An 18,267-nucleotide genomic window follows, 5' to 3' on the forward strand; every position below is an offset into this window, starting at 1 on the left:
GACACAAGGCCGCTCCTACAGGGCTCGCGCAGGTCTGTAGGGGCGGCCTTGTGTCGCGAAAGGGCCGCGCAGCGGCGCCAGGTTTCAGGATGAGCAGCTGATTTCCAAGTGCTTGCCCCACTCCGGTGGGCGCTCGGCGTAGCCTTGCATTCCAGCCTGCTCTTCGAATGGCTTGCTCAGCACCTGATGCAGCCGCCGCACTTCACTGTAGTCCCCCGCTTCGGCCGCTTCGATGGCCTTTTGCGCCAGGTAGTTGCGCAGCACGTACAGCGGGTTCACAGCATGCATCCGCTCACGGCGGCCTTCGGCATTACCGGGCTCGCGCGCGCAACGGGCCAGGTAATCCGCGCCCCAGGCATCGAAGCCGGCGAGGTCGATGAAGTCGTCGCGCACCCCCTTCAGTGCTTCGGCAACGGGTAGCTCCCCCAGCCTGCGGAAGAACAGGCTGTAATCCACGCCACCGCTCTGCATGCGCTGCAGCAGGCGCTCGATCAGCGCCAGGTCGTCGTCTTCGCCAGTGGTCAGCCCCAGGCGCCGGCGCATCAGGTCCAGGTAGTGCGCCTGGTACAGCGGCAGGAACAGGCCCAGCGCTTCCTTGAGCGGTTCGACCTCGATCACTGTGGTCAGGGCCTGAGCCAGGGCGCTGAGGTTCCAGTGGGCGATGGGCACTTGGTTGGCGTAGCTGTAACGGCCACGGTCGTCGGAGTGGTTGCAGATGAAATTGGCGTCGAAGTCGTCGAGGAAGGCGAACGGGCCAAAGTCGAAGGTGATGCCGAGGATCGACATGTTGTCGGTGTTCATCACTCCGTGGCAGAAGCCATAGGCCTGCCAGCGGGCGATCAGCGCGGCGTTGCGCTCGACGATCGTGTGGAACATCGCCAGGTACGGCTGTTCGGCATCGCGGCATTCGGGGTAGTGCTGCTCCAGCACATGGTCGATCAGCACCCGCTGCTGCTCGGGCTGTTTGGTGTAGTAGAAGTATTCGAAATGCCCGAAGCGCACATGGCTCTGCGCCAGTCGGGTGAGCATAGCCGCACTTTCGCGGGTTTCGCGCCACACCGGGGTGCTCGAGCCGATCACGCACAGCGCCCGACTGGTGGGGATGCCTAGGGCGTGCAGGGCTTCGGAGGCGAGGAATTCACGGATCGACGAGCGCAGCACGGCGCGGCCGTCGCCCATGCGCGAGTACGGCGTCTGGCCGGCACCCTTGAGGTGCAGGTCCCAGTGTTCGCCCTGGTCATTCAGCACTTCGGCCAGCAGCAGGCCGCGGCCATCGCCCAGGCGCGGGTTGTAGGAGCCGAACTGGTGGCCGGAATAGACCATCGCTCGCGGGTCGGCCTGTTCCCAGAGCTTGTGACCGCTGAATATTTCGGCGAATACCGGCAGTTCGGCCTGGGCAGGGTCGAGGTCGAGCAGGGCCATGGCCGACTCGCTCGCCACTACCAGACGCGGCTCGGCGATCGGCTCGGGCAGGACCTGGGTGGAGAACGCATCGCCCAGGCGGGCGAAGCGGTTGTCGAAGCTGAGATGGTCGAGGGCTTTCACGGGGCCGGCTCCTGAAGTCGGGACATCGGGGCCGCTTGACGGCCCTTCGCGGGCAAGCGTGCTCCCACAGGTACTATGCGGTCTCTGTGGGAGCGGGCTTGCCCGCAAACGAGGGCGAAGCCCTCGCAGGGGATTTGCACAGAATAAAGTATTCGAGCCCACTCAGGCTGAAGCAGTGCCATCCGGCTTAGGTTGCTCCATCGGGATCAACTGCTGCTTGCCCCCTTTCGGGTCCATCAGGAATACCTCGACCTGGCGTACCGAGATCTTGATGTTGTGGGCCTTGAACTCGCGGTTGATGTAGCGGTTGATCTCGTCCAGCGTCGGGTTGCGGTCGCCGAGGTCACGCACATGCATGCGCAGCTCATGGTCCAGCGAGCTCTCGCCGAAGTTCAGGAAGTACACGATCGGCTCCGGGTCCTTGAGCACCCGCGGGTTCTCGTGGGCGCCCTTGAGCAGCAGGTCGCGCACCAGGTCCAGGTCGGAGCCATAGTCGATGCCCAGCTTCAGCGTCACCCGGGTGACCGTGTCGGTCAGCGACCAGTTGATCAGCTGGCCGGTGATGAAGGTCTTGTTGGGGACAATGATGTCCTTGCGGTCGAAGTCGGTGATGGTGGTGGCGCGGATGCGGATCTTGCTGACCGTTCCGGACAGGTTGCCGATGGTGATGGTGTCGCCGATCCGCACCGGGCGCTCGAACAGGATCATGATGCCGGAAATGAAGTTGGCGAAAATCTCCTGCATGCCGAAGCCCAAGCCTACCGATAGCGCCGCCACCAGCCATTGCAGCTTGTCCCAACTCACCCCAAGGGTCGACAGGGTGCTGACGATGCCGACGCCGACGATGGTGTACGACAGCAGCGTGGTGGTGGCGTAGGCGCTGCCCTGGGCGAGGTTCAGGCGCGACAGTACCAGTACTTCCAGCAGGCCCGGCAAGTTACCGGCCAAGGCGAAGGTTATGCCCACAATCACCAGGGCGCCGAGCAGGTCGCCGAGGCTGATTGGCACCATGCTGGCGGCGCTGCCGGTGCCGCTGGTGTATTCGTACAGGGTGAAGTTGTTGAGGTAGGCGAACACCGAGATCAGGTCCGACCAGACCCAGTACAGGCCGGCGATGAAGCCGCCGAGCAGGGCCAGGCGGATCAGGCGCAGCGACTGCTGGTTGACCTGTTCGATGTCCAGGGTCGGCTCTTCGGTGATGACTTCACCGTCCAGCCCTTCCTTGGCGGCCTGGCGCTTGCTCAGTGCCCGCTGATAAGCCAGGCGCCGCGCCGCTACCGACAGGCCACGGACGAAGGCCGCTTCGATCACCAACCAGAACAGCAGCAGGTAGAGGGTATAGATCAGCCGGTCGGTCAGTTTCAGTGCGGTGTAGTAGTAGCCGAAGCAGACCGCCACGAACAGCGCGATCGGCAGGGCGGTGAAGGCCACCCCCACCGCTTTGCGGAACAGCGAGGTGTCGCGGTGCGCCGGGCTGCTGAGCAGCAGGCGGCTGAGCAGCCAGGCCATCAGCGCATAGCAGGTCAGTACAACACCGATACCGAGCACGTCGTCGGCCAAGGCCGAAGGCTGGTGCTCGGCGACCGCCACCACACCGACCAGCGCCAGTACCACAGTGCCCAGCCGGCGAACCCAGCCGCGCAGGAATTCGACTTGGGGTTTGTGCCAGCGGAAGTGGATTTCCGCCACGCCGCCGGGGGCGAGGATGCGGTAGGCGGTGTAAAACACCAGCCAGGCCTGGGCCAGTTGCCACAGCGCTGCACCGAGGTTGGCGTTCTGCCCGCGGGCGTCGATCTGCAGGGCATAGCTGCACAGCGCCAGGCCCAGGCTCACCGGCATCGCCAGGAGGATGTTGATCAGGATGGCCTGGGGCGTGTGCCACTGGCTGTCACGGCGGAAGTGGCCGATATCCTGATGCACCTTGCCCAACCGTTGATACAGGTACTTGCGCCGCCACAGCAGGCCACCGATGGCCAGCAGCAGGGGCAGGAACAGCAACGGGCGCTGGCTCAGGCCATCGGCCACTTCCTTGATGCCCGAGCCCCAGGGCAAGCTGGCGACCTGTTCGGGCAAACGGGTCGGCACGAAGCTGAGCCAGTCCCAATCCAGTGGCTTGTTGCTGGGGATCCAGAACATCTGCTCGTCGAGGGTGTTGCGCAGGCCCTGGGCGGTGCCGAGCAGTTGCTTCTGGTTGAGCTGCAGGGTGATCGACTCGTTCAGCAGTGCCGACAGCTCGCGGTTCAGCCGTTCGAGCAGGTCGCTGCGGGTGATTGCCACTTCCAGCAGGGCCTTGCGCAGCTGCGGGGTGACGTCTTCCTGAGGCTGGTTGGCCAGCAGCTTGTCGACGTAGGCCACCGGGCTGCTCATCTGCTCGCGCTGCTGGTTGATCTCGAACTGGTACAGGCGGATATCGGCGATCTGGTCGGCCAGGTCGCGGTCAAGCTTCAGGTGCGGCAGCGCTTGCTTCTGCTTGTAGAGGATCTTCGACAGCAGCAGGCTGCCCTTGAGCACGTTTATCTGCTCGTCCAGCGCCTGGTCGGCCTGGGTCAGGCTGTCGAGCTGCTGCTTGGTGCGCAGGTTCTGCTGGGTCAGCTCGTTGAGGCGGTCGGTGCTTTTCAGCAGGTAGTCGGAGAGCCTGAGGTTGGCAGCGCTTTCAGTGGCCAGCAGGCTGCTGCCACCGGCTTTTTGCGCTTCGATCGACTGCTGGGTGACGGTCTGCTGGGACTGGGCCAGGCGCTTTTCGTTGATCAGCGTCTGCAGGTCCTGGATCTCCTGCTCCAGGCGTGCGGCACGCTCGATCAGCAGGTCATGGCGGGCGTTGCCAAGGTCTTGCAGCAGGCCGTTGCCGGCCAGCTCCTGGCGGCGCAGCAGGGTCAGCGCGTTGAGCGAGGCCAGTTCGGCATTGAGCTGGTTGCGCTGGTCGGCATTGATCGACTTGCCGCCGTCCTTGCCGCTCTTGAGGCTGTTGTTGATCTGCTGGGTACGGGTCTGGTTGTTGCTGATCTCGGCCTGGGCCCGCTCGGGGCGAGTCTGCGAGTTGATGATCAGGCTATTGGCTTCGGACAGTGCCTTCTGCAGCTCACCCTGTTGGGTGTTGCGCTCGCTGAGCATCTGCTCCAGCTGGGGCACGGTCAGGTTGGCATAGCGCTGGGCGACCGGTTGCGGCTTGCTCTCCTTGAGCCTGGCCAGTTCTTTCTGGCTGTCGCTGGTTTCCTTGGGGGCGCTGGCCAGTTGCTGCTTGAGCGCTGCAAGCTTCTTTTCGCTGTCTTCCTTGCTGTTGAGCAGGCTCAAGGTTTGCTCGAGCACCTGCTGCAAGGCCTTCTGGTCAGCTTCGGGCAGCTTGCGCTCGGCGATCTTGTCGAGGCTGTTCTGGATGCTGGCGGTGGTCGGGGCTTCTGCCGCGTTGACCGCGAAAGAAAGGGACAGGCACAGCCCGAGCAGGGCTGTGCGAAGGTACACGCGCAGGGACATAGGCAGACTACTTTGGGATCCGGCAGAAACGAAGTTTAGAGGAACAATCCTGGTCCGGGTCGCGTTCCTTCGGGGAATCTGACGCCGACTTTCTGGATCTTGTTCCCGTCCATGGTCGCCACCGTCCAGATCGTGCCATGCCATTCGACCTGGTCACCTACTACTGGAGCGCCTCCGACCTTCTGTCGGATGAACTGCGCCAGCGGCATCTTCGCGTCCAGGCCGTCCAGTTTCAGGCCATAAAGGGCGGCCACCGCGCCCAGCTCGGCATCGCCTTCGAGCACGAAATCGCCGAAGAACCGCAGGTCCAGGCCACGCTGGGGTGCCTGGCTGAACAGTTTGCCCAGCGCCGGCAGGTTGTGTTCGTGGCCGATCACGCAAAGCATGTCGCCTACTTCCAGCACGGTACTGCCCGACGGGTGCAGCAGTTGCTCGTTACGGAACAGGGCGGCGATCCGCGTGCCTTCGGGCATTTTCAGCTCGCGCAGGGCGGCGCCGATGCACCATTTTTCGGCACCCAGGCGGTACACAAACAGCTCCCACTCGCTGGTGATGTGCACTTCCAGGGCAGAGCGGGAAATCGGTGCCGGGTCTGGCGGTACGGTCACTTTCAGCAGCTTGGCCATCCACGGCAGGCTGGTGCCTTGCACCAGCAGCGACACCAGCACGATGAAGAACGCCAGGTTGAAGAACAGCTGGGCGTCCGGCAGGCCGGCCATCAGCGGGAACACCGCCAGAATGATCGGTACCGCGCCGCGCAGGCCGACCCAGGAAATGAAGCCTTTCTCGCGGCCATGGAAGGCCTTGAAGGGCAGCAAGGCGGCGGCCACCGACAGCGGCCGCGCCACCAGGATCATCCACAGCGCCAGGCCCAGCGCCGGCAGGGCGATGGGCAGCAGGTCGTGCGGGGTGACCAGCAGCCCCAGCACCAGGAACATGCCGATCTGCGCCAGCCAGGCCATGCCGTCGAGCATGTGCAGGATGCCGTGGCGGCTGCGGATCGGCTTGTTGCCCAGCACCAGGCCGCACAGGTACACGGCGAGGAAGCCGCTGCCATGCAGGGCGTTGGTCAGCGAAAACACCACCAGGCCGCCGGCCACCACCAGGATCGGGTACAGGCCGCCGGCCAGGTTGATACGGTTGACCAGCTGCAGCATCAACCAGCCGCCGCCCAGCCCCAGCAAGCTGCCGATGCCGAACTCGCGCAGCAGGTGGGTCAGCAGGCTCCAGTGCAGGCCGGTCTGGCCGCTGGCGATCATGTCGATCAGGGTGACCGTGAGGAATACCGCCATCGGGTCGTTGCTGCCCGACTCGATTTCCAGCGTAGCGGTAACCCGCTCGTTCAGGCCTTTGCCGCCCAGCAGCGAGAACACCGCCGCAGCGTCGGTAGAGCCGACGATGGCGCCGATCAGCAGGCCCTGGATCAGGCTCAGGTGGAACAGCCAGGCGGCCACCAGGCCAGTGAGCGCGGTGGTGATCATCACGCCGACTGTGGCCAGCGACAGCGCAGGCCACAGTGCCACGCGGAAGCTTGCCACCCGCGTACGCAGGCCACCGTCGAGCAGGATCACGGCCAGTGCAAGGTTGCCCACCAGGTAGGCGGTCGGGTAGTTGTTGAAGATGATGCCGCCACCATCGACACCAGCGACCATGCCGACGGCGAGGATGATGACCAGGATAGGGATGCCCAGGCGAGACGACAGCGAACTGACCAGGATACTTGCGCCCACCAGCAATGCGCCGATCAGAAACAGGCTGTTGATGGTGCTTGCATCCAAAGGCAGGTACTCCGGGATATCGCGGGAAGGGGGCTTGACTGGCAAGTCGCGTGCCAATCGATTCTAACCTGATGAATTGGCAGCATGTAAAGCGTTTCTGCAGATGTAGAAAAGGCACCGCGATGGGTGCCTTTTTCTATGATGCCTGGCATGGCCCTTTCGCGGGTAAACCCGCTCCCACAGGGTGATCACAAGGCTCGAAAGCGATGCGCTACCTGTGGGAGCGGCTTTAGCCGCGAAGGGGCCAGTACCGGCTTACGCCTGCTTCACTTCACGCATCGGCTTGCCCCTCACCGGTGCATCGCCCGCCACATAGTACTTGGCGGTGCTGCGTGGCAGCGGCTTGCGGCCACGGATCTTGTCCGAGATTTTCTCGGCGATCATGATCGTGGTGGCGTTGAGGTTGCCGGTGATGATCAGCGGCATGATCGATGCATCGACCACGCGCAGGCCTTTCATGCCATGCACGCGGCCTTCGGCGTCGACCACCGCCATGTCGTCGGTGCCCATCTTGCACGAGCAGGAAGGGTGGAAGGCGGTTTCGGCGTGCTCGCGGATGAACTTGTCCAGCTCTTCATCGGTTTGCACGTGGGCGCCAGGGCTGATTTCGCGGCCGCGATACGGGTCCAGCGCCGGTTGGGCCATGATTTCGCGGGTCAGGCGGATGCCGTCGCGGAATTCCTGCCAGTCCTGCTCGGTGGACATGTAGTTGAACAGGATGCTCGGGTGCTGGCGCGGGTTTTTCGACTTGGCCTGGACGCGACCACGGGCAGGCGAACGCATGGAACCCATGTGCGCCTGGAACCCGTGTTCCTTCACGCCGTTGGAGCCGTTGTAGTTAATCGCCACCGGCAGGAAGTGGTACTGGATGTTCGGCCACTTGAACTCAGGGCGGGTGCGGATGAAACCACCGGCCTCGAACTGGTTGCTGGCGCCGATACCGGTACCCTTGAACATCCACTCGGCACCGATGGCCGGCTGGTTCCACCACAGCAGCGATGGGTACAGCGACACGGGCTGGGTGCAGGCGTACTGCAGGTACAGCTCGAGGTGGTCCTGCAGGTTCTCGCCGACGCCCGGCAGGTCGTGCACGACCGGGATGTCGAGGCTTTCCAGCAGGGCGCGCGGGCCGACGCCGGAGCGCTGCAGCAGTTGCGGCGAAGCAATGGCGCCGGAGCTGACGATCACTTCCTTGCGGGCACGGGCTTCGACGCGCTCTTCGCTGTCGCCGACCAGGTAGGTCACGCCAATGGCACGCTTGCCGTCGAACAGCACGCGGTCGCTCAGGGCGTGGGTGACGATGGTGAGGTTCGGGCGCTTCTTGGCCTGGTCCAGGTAACCACGGGCGGTGCTGGAACGGCGGCCGTTCTTGGTCACCGAACGGTCCATCGGGCCGAAGCCTTCCTGCTGGTAACCGTTGAGGTCTTCGGTGCGCGGGTAACCGGCCTGCACGCCGGCTTCAACCATGGCGTGGAACAGCGGGTTGTTGCCGGCTTTCGGCGTGGCCACGCTGACCGGGCCATCGCCGCCGTGGTAGTCGTTCGGGCCGATGTCGCGGGTTTCGGCCTTGCGGAAGTACGGCAGGCAGTCCAGGTAGGTCCAGTCTTCCAGGCCTGGCAGTTCTGCCCAGCCGTCGAAGTCCATGGCGTTGCCGCGGATGTAGCACATGCCGTTGATCAGCGACGAGCCACCCAGGCCCTTGCCGCGGCCACATTCCATGCGACGGCCGTCCATGAACGGCTCCGGGTCGGTCTCGTAGGCCCAGTTGTAGCGGCGGCCTTGCAGCGGGAAGGCCAGGGCGGCTGGCATCTGGGTGCGGAAGTCGAAGCGGTAGTCGGGGCCACCGGCTTCGAGCAGCAGTACGGTAACGCCTGCGTCTTCGGTCAGGCGGGCAGCCAGGGTGTTACCGGCGGAACCTGCGCCGACGATGATGTAATCGAATTCTTGGGACATGGAAGTACCCTCGTGTTGGCGGTGATCAGGGAGCGGAAACGCCCGTGCGCAGTGGCACGGGCGTGGCTAGACAGGGCTTAGAAAACCGAGTTGTAGCCGCCCAGCTCGACTTGGACCGACTTGATGCGAGTGTATTGAGCCAGCGAACTGACGCCGTTCTCACGGCCGACGCCCGACTGCTTGTAGCCGCCAACCGGCATTTCGGCTGGCGATTCGCCCCAGGCGTTGATCCAGCAGATACCGGCTTCCAGCTGGTGGATGATGCGGTGGGCGCGCGAGATGTCGTTGGTGCAGACGCCGGCGGCCAGGCCGTAGTCGGTGTCGTTGGCGCGGCGGATGACTTCTTCTTCGGTTTCGTAGGTGAGGATGCTCATCACCGGGCCGAAGATTTCTTCCTTGACGATGGTCATGTCGTCGCTGCAGTCGGTGAACACGGTCGGCGCGACGAAGGCACCGTTGGCGAATTCACCGGCAGTCAGACGCTCACCGCCACACAGCACGCGGGCGCCTTCTTCTTTGCCTTTGGCGATGTAGCCGAGCACGCTTTCCATGTGCTGGAAGCTGACCAGCGGGCCGAAGTTGGTGTTTTCGTCTTCCGGGTTGCCAACACGGATGCGGGCAACGCGCTCGGCGATCTTGGCTTCGAAGGCAGCCTTCATTTCAGCCGGGATGAATACGCGGGTGCCGTTGGTGCACACCTGGCCGGAGCTGTAGAAGTTGGCCATCATGGCGATGTCGGCGGCCTTGTCCAGATCGGCGTCGGCGCAGATGATCAGTGGCGACTTGCCGCCCAGTTCCATGGTGACTTCCTTGAGCGACGAGCTCGAGGCGCTGGCCATGACCTTCTTGCCGGTGGTGGTGCCGCCAGTGAAGGAGACTTTCTCGATACGTGGGTGTTCGGTCAGCCAGGTGCCGACTTCGCGGCCGCTGCCGGTCAGGACGTTGAACACGCCGTTCGGCAGGCCGGCTTCGGTGTAGATCTCGGCCAGTTTCAGGGTGGTCAGCGAAGTGACCTCCGATGGCTTGAAGATCATCGCGTTGCCAGCGGCCAGGGCCGGGGCGGATTTCCACAGGGCGATCTGGATCGGGTAGTTCCAGGCGCCGATACCGACGGTCACGCCCAGCGGCTCGCGACGGGTGTAGACGAAGGAGGATTCGCGCAGCGGGATCTGCTCACCTTCGATGGCCGGTACCAGGCCTGCGTAGTACTCGAGCACGTCGGCGCCGGTAACGATGTCGACGTAGCGGGTTTCAGAGTACGACTTGCCGGTGTCCAGGGTTTCCAGCATGGCCAGTTCATCGTTGCGCTCGCGCAGGATGTCGACGGCGCGACGCAGGATGCGCGAACGCTGCATGGCAGTCATTGCTGCCCAGACCTTCTGGCCGCGCTCGGCGCTTTCCACGGCCTTCTCGACGTCAGCCTCGGTGGCACGTTGCACGTGGGCGAGGACTTCGCCCGTAGCCGGGTTGATGGCTTCGAAAGTGGCGTCGCTGCCAGCGTCGACGTAAGCGCCATCAATGTAGAGTTTTTGCGTTCCGAAACGGGCCATAGTGTCCTCGCAAGTGCAGTGTGTGGTTGGCTGCGCGTCACGCTCCTGCCGGGTTGGCAAGCGCCGTGCGTGCTCGATCAGCGGCCTGGTCGGTTGTGTCCAGGGTGTGCTGTTTAGCCAGTTGTAGATCCATGTATTCGTATGCAATCCGTATTGCCTGGTCGGTGTCGAATGCATCCCCCGACAGGGCACCACGCAGCCACAAGCCATCGATCAGGGCCGCCAGGCCGCGGGCTGCCTTGCGCGCATGGTAGAGCGGCAGGGCGCGGCGGAACTGGCAGCACAGGTTGGAGTACAGGCGGTGATCGTTGATTCGCTGCAACCTGTGCAAATCGGGCTGGTGCATGCTGGAAGCCCAGAAGGCCAACCAGGTTTTCATTGCCGGGCCGTTCACCTGGCTGGCATCGAAGTTGCCCTCGATGATCACTTTCAGGTGGGCGCGCGGGCTGTCGTCTGTCAGGGCCTGGCGACGTGCTCTGACGCCTTCGTTGAGCATGTTCATGATGTAACCCATCGTCGCTGCGATCAGGCCGTTCTTGTCCCGAAAGTAGTGACTGATGATGCCGTTCGACACACCGGCCAAACGGGCAATCAGCGCAATGCTGGCGTCCCCCAGTCCGACCTGATCGACCGCCTGCAACGTGGCTTCGATCAACTGCTGGCGGCGGATGGGTTGCATACCGACCTTGGGCATCTTGCTATCTCCTCAGGCCCTGCGAGCAGACGACAGGCGGCTGACTCGGCGAAGACCAGTCTATTTTGTTTTGATTGAACGTTCAATCAATAAAGAATAAGCTCTGCGACAATTTGTGCCATTGACACTCTTTCAAGAGGTCAATGAGGCACGGATTGACACCCCAGGAAATCGCGTAACCCCCGGAATACAAGGCGTTGACGGGCATGAGCGATGCGAAATGCAGATTCTGCCGTACGGCCGCTGGCCTGCGACAGGCCCTTGGAGCGGGCGGGGTGATCTGTGACGAATGCGCGCACCTCAGCTGAGGCGTGGCATTTTCAGCAGGCCACCTGTCTGTTTTTTTGCAACGTTTCGATTCGGGATCACGGTTTCCAGGGTGCTTTTATAACACCTGATGCAGTGGGGATATTCCACCAATTGCTCGGGAAAGACTGATTAGCCTCCACAGCTGCACTGCCCGGAGCATTCGTGCAATGAGTTCTGCCTCACTTACCAAGCCCCCCGCCGAGAGGGTACGGGTCAACCGCGTGGTGTTCTTCACCTCCGCGCTGATGATCCTTGTTCTGACTGCCTTGCTTATCGCTGTACCCGAAACCGCCGGCCAGGTGCTGGGCATGGCCCAGAAATGGCTGACGCGCACCTTCGGCTGGTACTACATGCTGGTGATCTGCAGCTACCTGCTGTTCGTCGTCTACCTGGCCTTCTCCGACTACGGCAAGCTCAAGCTTGGCGGCAAGGACGACCAGCCCGACTTCAGTTACGGCGCCTGGGCCGGCATGCTGTTTTCCTCCGGTATCGGTATCTCGCTGCTGTATTTCGGCGCCTCCGAACCGCTGGACCACTACTTCAACCCACCGGAAGGTACCCCTGCCAGCCTCGAGGCTGCGCGCCAGGGCCTGCAGCTGACCTTCCTGCACTGGGGCCTGCACGGCTGGGCGATCTACGCCCTGGTCGGCCTGGCCGTGGGTTACTTCGCCTACCGCCACAACCAGCCACTGGCCCTGCGCTCGGCGCTGTACCCGCTGGTCGGTGAGCGCTGGGTCAAGGGCGCTGCGGGCAATGCCGTGGACATCTTCGGCATGTTCGTCACCCTGCTGGGGCTGGTCACCAACCTGGGGATCGGCTCGATGCAGGTGGCCTCGGGCCTGGAATATCTGTTCGGCATGGACCACACCAAGACCAACCTGCTGGTAGTGATCCTGGTCATGGCGGGCGTTGCGACCGTGGCAGCGGTTTCGGGTGTGGAAAACGGCATCCGCCGCCTGTCCAACCTGAACATCATGCTGTTCAGCGGCCTGCTGATATTCGTCCTGCTGGGCGGCTCGACCCTGCACCTGCTCAACGGCTTCGTGCAGAACGTCGGCGACTACCTCAACGGCATCGTGCTGAAGACCTTCGACCTTTACGTATATGAAGGCGAGGCCGGTAAGTCCGAGCGCTGGCTGGGCCTGTGGACCGTGTTCTACTGGGCCTGGTGGATTTCCTGGGGCCCATTCGTCGGCATGTTCATTGCCCGTATCTCCAAGGGCCGTACCGTGCGCCAGTTGGTCAGCGGCGTGCTGCTGATCCCGTTGGGTTTCACCCTGGCCTGGCTGTCGATCTTCGGCAACACCGCGCTGGACCTGGTGATCAACCACGGTGCCGTGGAGCTTGGCAAGACAGCGCTTGAGCAGCCTTCGATGTCGATCTACCAGCTGCTGGAATATTTCCCTGCGGCCAAGATCGTGATTGGTGTGGCGGTATTCGTCGGCTTCGTGCTGTTCCTCACCCCGGCCGACTCTGGCGCGGTGATGATGGCCAATCTGTCGTGCAAAGGCGGCAAGGTCGACGAAGATGCCCCGCACTGGATGGTGGTGTTCTGGTCGGTGATCATCACCCTGGTCACTATCGGCCTGCTGTTCGCCGGTAACTTCGAAGCGATGCAGACCATGGTGGTGCTGGCGGGCTTGCCGTTCTCGGTAGTGCTGGTGCTGTTCATGTTCGGCCTGTACAAGGCCATGAAGCAGGACGTCGCCGTCGAAGGCGAGCGCGCCGAACTGGCTGCCCGTGGCCGCCGTGGTTTCAGCGAGCGCCTCAGCCAGCTGGACCTGCAGCCGACCCAGGCCGTGGTGCAGCGCTTCATGGACAAGCAGGTCAGCCCGGCGCTTAAAGAAGCTGCCGCGCAGTTGCAGACCCTTGGTTTCGAAGTGGAGACCCGTGTTGGCCAGTCGCGCAACATGATGGGCTTGCGGGTGATGATGGACGAGGGTAACCCGTTCGTTTACGAAGTGAGCCTGGACGGCTACATGGCCGCGCCGAGCGAAGCACCGGTGGAAGGCGAGCCGGAAGTGCGCCAGCGCTTCTACCGTGCCGAGGTGTACCTGCACGACGGCAGCCAGGAGTACGACCTGATGGGCTTTGCGCCGGAGCAGATCGTGCGTGATGTGTTGGACCAGTTCGAGAGCCACCGCCAGCTGTTGGGGCGCGTGTACAGCTGATTGGCTTTGGAAACAGGCCCTGTCCCAAGCAGGGCCTGTTTCGTGTCGCTACGTAATAAGTACCACCTGAACCACAAACCATTACGCAAGGCTTCCTGCTCTTTCATCAGGAGTGCCTACGCATGCCCGCTTCCCCCGCCCTTACGTTCGATTTCAACCGCGCAGCCGCAGTGCATTTCAGCGACCGACCCACCCTGCGCCAAGTCGTGAGCGAGCAGTTGCTCAAGGTGTTGCTGGTAGAACTGCCATGGCTGGCCTCGGTGCAGCCCGCCTTGTCTTCGGCAGATGCGTTGATGTTGGACAGCCCTGACCCCTCTGCGGCCTACTGGACCACTCAGCCGCTCGTTGACCGGATATTGCAGGCCTTGCTGCAATCAAACACCGTAGACCTGGAACCTGTCGACGGGCGCCATTACAACCTTGGCCTCGTCGACCCCTACCGGTTCCCCGGCTCGGACAGTGCCTTCGACACCCGCAGCCTCACCGGGCTTACCGCCCCGCTCAATGCGTTGATCGAGCAGATCCCCGAGTCCTTTTGCCAGGCTCAACTCGGCTATTGGACGGGGATAGGTAACGCCGGGGTCAGTCGTGACCAATGGATCCAGTTGTTGTTGAAGACTGCCCTGCAACGCGGCCTGCCTTTGCAAGGACTGGACGCACAGGAGCAGGCCTGCATCCGTGGGCTGGTTCGCGGTAGCAGCGATCAGCCGTGGGTGAGCTTTGTGCAGGCCAGCCTCACCACGGGTAGTCACAGCTGGGACATCATGCTCTGCCATTTGCTGGTAACGGGTGAGTGGGATGAGCGGCAGGTGGTGTTGTGGTGCTCTCCCTCTGGGAGCGTGCGCGGGTTTGAGTCGCTGGCCGCCTTTGCCGTGGCCCTGCGCGACGAGCTGGCACTCACCTATCAGTTCGATGAGATGTCGTGGCAGCAGTACCCGGTCGATGGCAATGTCTTCGCGCAGCAAGCGGCATTGCTGCTGGACACCATGTTCACCCAGGTCGACCGGGTACGCTACGGGCGCTTGGCGGATGTTGCGGCACTTGAACAACTGTTTGCTCAGCTGAGCGACCCGGCTCAGTGGTTCGCCAGCTACCCCAACGACACCGCGGCAGTGCCGCCGCCCCTTGGGGTGCGGGCAAGCTCTGGCAGTGACAGCTTTGCCTACCAAACCGCCTTGCAGCAGCTTGCCGCCCTGCAACAGGACGCTGATGGCGTTGCTGCACTGGATGGCGTGCAGAGCCTGCAAACCTATACGTGGCAGCGGCTGGGCGAGCAGATACGGCTGAAGTACAGTGACGACACATCGCCCGACGATCTGATTCTTGAGTTCTCCGTGGCGCGTGGTGTACCAGGCGGGGCAGGGGCGGGAGCAGGTGGTGGCGAGCCTTTGGAAATCGCGGGACAAAGAAACCTGACCGAGTTCGCCATCGGCCATCTTGGGGCGCTCAAAGGTGCTGTGATTACACGCCTGCACCGTTCCAACGGCGAAGCCGCGCCCGCGTGGCTGGATGCAGACGCTGTCAATCAACTGGTCCGCGAGGTCGACATCGGCGGAACTTACCCGGCATATGTCGCTGCCCAGTTGAATGACCCTCAACAGCGCCCGCAGCGGGTGAAGCGCTTTGCCAGGGAGTGGCGCAGCAGCCTGTGGTTCAGCGCGCTGGGGGCCAAGCTCGATGCCAAGATCACCGATGTCGGTCTGCAGGCTGTGGTCGACTTCTGCGCCGGCCACCTTGATCCGCTATTGCCGCGCGTGGTCTTGATGCCGCTGGCATTCCGGCGCCAACCTGATTCCCGCTTGCATGACCCGGTGCGTGGCATGTACGTGCTGATTTGCGGAGAACCCGGGCGGGTACTGCTTTATCGCCCACTGTATAAACAGGACACGCTACGCGAATACGCAAACTTTGATGCATTGCTGGAGCACATCCAGCAGTCGCCGCTGTTGCAGGCCAGCATTCTTGAATGGATGGACCCTCAGGTTCGACACATTTACGATCACGGAGGGTTTCGCGAACCGCATGTCGGCAGCATTGGAGCCGACCCCTACGACCTGCCCGAGCGCCCCGGGCCGCCCGTCATCCATGTGCAGTACTGGCTCAAAGACCTGGACGAACACCTCTATAACGCCAACCGCGACCTGCTGGTAGAGTTAGCAGACATGCAGTCCGAGTCCAACGTGGAAAGGCGCTGGAAAACACTGGCCCAGGGTGCCTGGCTGTTGTTCGATGTCGTGACGCTGGTGCTGCGTGGCCCTGTGGCAACAGTGGCGTGGCTGGCACAGCTGCTGGGCTCGCTGGAGCATGACCTGCAGGCCCTTGAGCAACAGGGCGAGTTTGGCCGTTCAGCAGCGGCCGCGGATTTGCTGTTGAACCTGGGCATGACCTTGCTGCACCTGCACCAGCCCAGCGCGCCAGCCGTAGCCGACGCGATGCCTGTGGACGCCTCGGCGTTCGAGGGGCCGGCTTCTCAGTACGGTACTTTTGCCGAAGTGTCAGTGCTGCCGAGCACGAAGCCTTCAGCCACCCTGGGTGAGCTGGCGGCATTGCCTGGGCGTCAGCTGGACCTGTCATGGCGTGGCAACCAGGGCTTCAACTGGATAGCACCCGCTCAGCGTCAGGCATTGCGGGCTATGCGCAGTAGCGTTTCGCTGCACGAGTCGGCGCTGTTAAGTACCGGTGAGGCCGCAGGCCTGTACCAGATCGACGGGCAGCTCTATGCCGCAATGGCAGGTGATGCTTACCCGGTGGAGCTGGTTGATGGTGGCGTACGCGTGATGGATGGCAATGGGGGCTATGGGCCGTGGCTAGTCTCTACGATGGACACTTGGCGCGTGGACCAGTCGCTGCGCCTGGCCGGGGGAATGAGAAGAGGGGGCGCGCGGGCGAAGCTTGTCGAGCGTTTTTTCAATCTGCAGCGCACCGCCGACGAGTTCACCCTGCGCACCAATGAGGCTTCAGATCAATTCACACAGCGCGCACTTGAGGTGACCGAGCTGCGGGGTAAGGTCGATAAGTTGCATGTGCTTCGGGACGCGGAACAGGCCAGGCAATCGTCGCTCGAGGGCAATGATCTTCAGGATTCCGTGGCGCTTGTCGCCCGGTACGATGCACGTCTTGCCGAGTGGAACACGCAGATCCTTATCAAACGCGATGAATCAATACGCTTCCTGGAGTCGGCAGTGCTGGCGGATGAGCAGGTGCTGATGAACTATGGGATCTTGCAAGAACCCAAGTTCGCCACCCTGCGGCGTAGCGGCCTGGATCAGCATCTGCCAGCCGAAACATTGCGTGTTCAAAACTTCCTGATCCGTAACAACGAGTTCATCCTCAAGGATCTGTGGGACCTGGTCGACTACCCAGGCCTCGTTGAGTTGCAGGCGCGACTGGATGGCCGCCCAATCGGTCAGGTGCGTGAGACCTATGCGCAGTATCGTCAGAAGCTGGAACGAACCGTGGCTTTCCAGGACAGGATGCTCAAGGCTTCCGGCAACTTGGATGTGCTACTGGCCGACACGCCTGCGGAGCGCGTGATTGCGCTCAGCGAAACGAACGCCGTTACAGTTGCCCAGATGATCGCCAGACGCACCATCAGCACTGTACAGCTGCGCTTTCATCAGGCACTGAATCTGGCGGACATGGCTTTGCATCTCGATACTCCCGTGGGCCAGCAGCGCATCGCTCGGTACAGGGATGACTTGGCAGGGCTTGCCCTGCGCAACGCGGCAGGCGCCCACGGTGAGCTCGATTTTGCCAATCTGTCGGTGGAGGACCGTATCTCCATCCTTCAGGAAGCCTGGGACGAATATGCTGCCGCGCTGCTCAACTGCAAGCGTATCCGTGACGAAGGCGGTGAGCTGATCGAGGTCGACATGCTCGACCGCTACCGCCTCGAGCTGGAAAGGCTCAAGCTCGATGCAGGCACGCGTGTTGCCAATGCGATCCAGGAGCAAGAGGGTGGCGGTATGGTGCCAAGGCGTGTTGCCTATGCCGTAACGAACGAGCGCCAGCATGTGGTGCGCAACAGCGAAGGGCAGATTTTGATCGGCACCGTACGGGAGTTGGAGGGTCAACAGCTGCTCGAAGTGCGTGATTCGTTCGACAGTACGGTGCTGGCCACCTTCGATTGGCGTGATGGGGAATGGCATGAGCGCCTGACGCAGGAGCCGCAGCCCCCGGCCGAGCCTGAGGATGCGCCCACTGATGCCGCCATGCATGTGCAAGGCTTGCTGGATGAAAACGACGTGCTCATCAGCAAGGCCGCAGAATACGTCGAGAACGATATCAAAGCTGCGCTGCTCACGCGGTTGTTCGACCGGCAAATGAAAAAGCTCAGTGGCGAGGCTGCCAGGCTCAACGGTGAAAACGCCAACCCCGCCCTGATTAGAAGCGTGGAAGCTGCCGCGGACAGGTTGCGCACGGAAAAACAGCTCAAGCTGATAACGTTGTACACCAAAACCAGCTACCCGACCGCCGAAGCCCTGCGATTTCTGCATGGGCAGCAACTGCTCAAGGTGGTTTACGCGGGGCCTAGGCAGGTCATGAGAAACGGCACCACTTTCGACGAGTACCACATCCAGCGCCTCACGCAGCCTGGGGACAATTCAGGGCGGCCGATATGGGTGGCGCACTTCCACATGCCGTCGGCCGACGCTTTGGCCCGGGAGTTCACCGTGGGGCATCTGAAAACCTGGAGCCAACGACGTCAGAGCAGTCAGCCAGGCAGTAACGTGAGGGTTCACCGAGGCAAGCTGACGCTTGAGCAAGCCAACGGCATCATCCCGTTCGACTGATAC

General features: G+C 62.7%; 8 protein-coding genes. 2 read left to right on the plus strand and 6 right to left on the minus strand.

Features of this window, described 5'->3' with window-relative positions; translation table 11 throughout:
• Window positions 1-84 precede the first annotated feature (84 nt).
• The 6 genes from selO to betI all read right to left on the minus strand — a co-directional run bounded on the left by selO (window position 85) and on the right by betI (window position 10,991).
• Window positions 85-1,545: a protein adenylyltransferase SelO gene (gene selO, locus APH27_RS06285; RefSeq protein WP_060484294.1), complete on the minus strand. Its 1,461-nt coding sequence runs from the start codon at window positions 1,543-1,545 to the stop codon at window positions 85-87.
• 162 nt (window positions 1,546-1,707) lie between these two features.
• Complete coding sequence (gene mscK / locus APH27_RS06290) at window positions 1,708-5,016, minus strand: mechanosensitive channel MscK (RefSeq protein WP_060484295.1); 3,309 nt, start codon at window positions 5,014-5,016, stop codon at window positions 1,708-1,710.
• Between the two features lie 35 nt (window positions 5,017-5,051).
• A complete protein-coding gene (locus APH27_RS06295) occupies window positions 5,052-6,794 on the minus strand; it encodes a potassium/proton antiporter (RefSeq protein WP_060484311.1) in 1,743 nt (580 codons plus the stop codon).
• Between the two features lie 255 nt (window positions 6,795-7,049).
• Window positions 7,050-8,747 (minus strand): choline dehydrogenase, encoded by a 1,698-nt coding sequence (betA, locus tag APH27_RS06300; protein ID WP_027921015.1) that lies wholly within the window; start codon window positions 8,745-8,747, stop codon window positions 7,050-7,052.
• Between the two features lie 77 nt (window positions 8,748-8,824).
• A complete protein-coding gene (gene betB / locus APH27_RS06305) occupies window positions 8,825-10,297 on the minus strand; it encodes a betaine-aldehyde dehydrogenase (RefSeq protein WP_027921016.1) in 1,473 nt (490 codons plus the stop codon).
• Between the two features lie 37 nt (window positions 10,298-10,334).
• Window positions 10,335-10,991 carry a transcriptional regulator BetI gene (betI, locus tag APH27_RS06310; protein WP_027921017.1) on the minus strand — a complete coding sequence of 219 codons (657 nt, stop codon included), beginning with the start codon at window positions 10,989-10,991 and terminating at the stop codon, window positions 10,335-10,337.
• A gap of 533 nt (window positions 10,992-11,524) precedes the next feature.
• Here betI and APH27_RS06315 point away from each other — a divergent pair.
• A complete protein-coding gene (locus APH27_RS06315) occupies window positions 11,525-13,471 on the plus strand; it encodes a BCCT family transporter (protein WP_256208150.1) in 1,947 nt (648 codons plus the stop codon).
• 122 nt (window positions 13,472-13,593) lie between these two features.
• The gene (locus tag APH27_RS06320) at window positions 13,594-18,264 is read left to right on the plus strand and encodes a DUF6543 domain-containing protein (protein WP_060484296.1); all 4,671 of its coding nucleotides are present in this window, start codon (window positions 13,594-13,596) and stop codon (window positions 18,262-18,264) included.
• The last annotated feature ends 3 nt before the right edge of the window (window positions 18,265-18,267 follow it).

Source organism: Pseudomonas sp. NBRC 111123, from assembly GCF_001320205.1.
Taxonomy (GTDB): Bacteria; Pseudomonadota; Gammaproteobacteria; order Pseudomonadales; family Pseudomonadaceae; genus Aquipseudomonas; species Aquipseudomonas putida_J.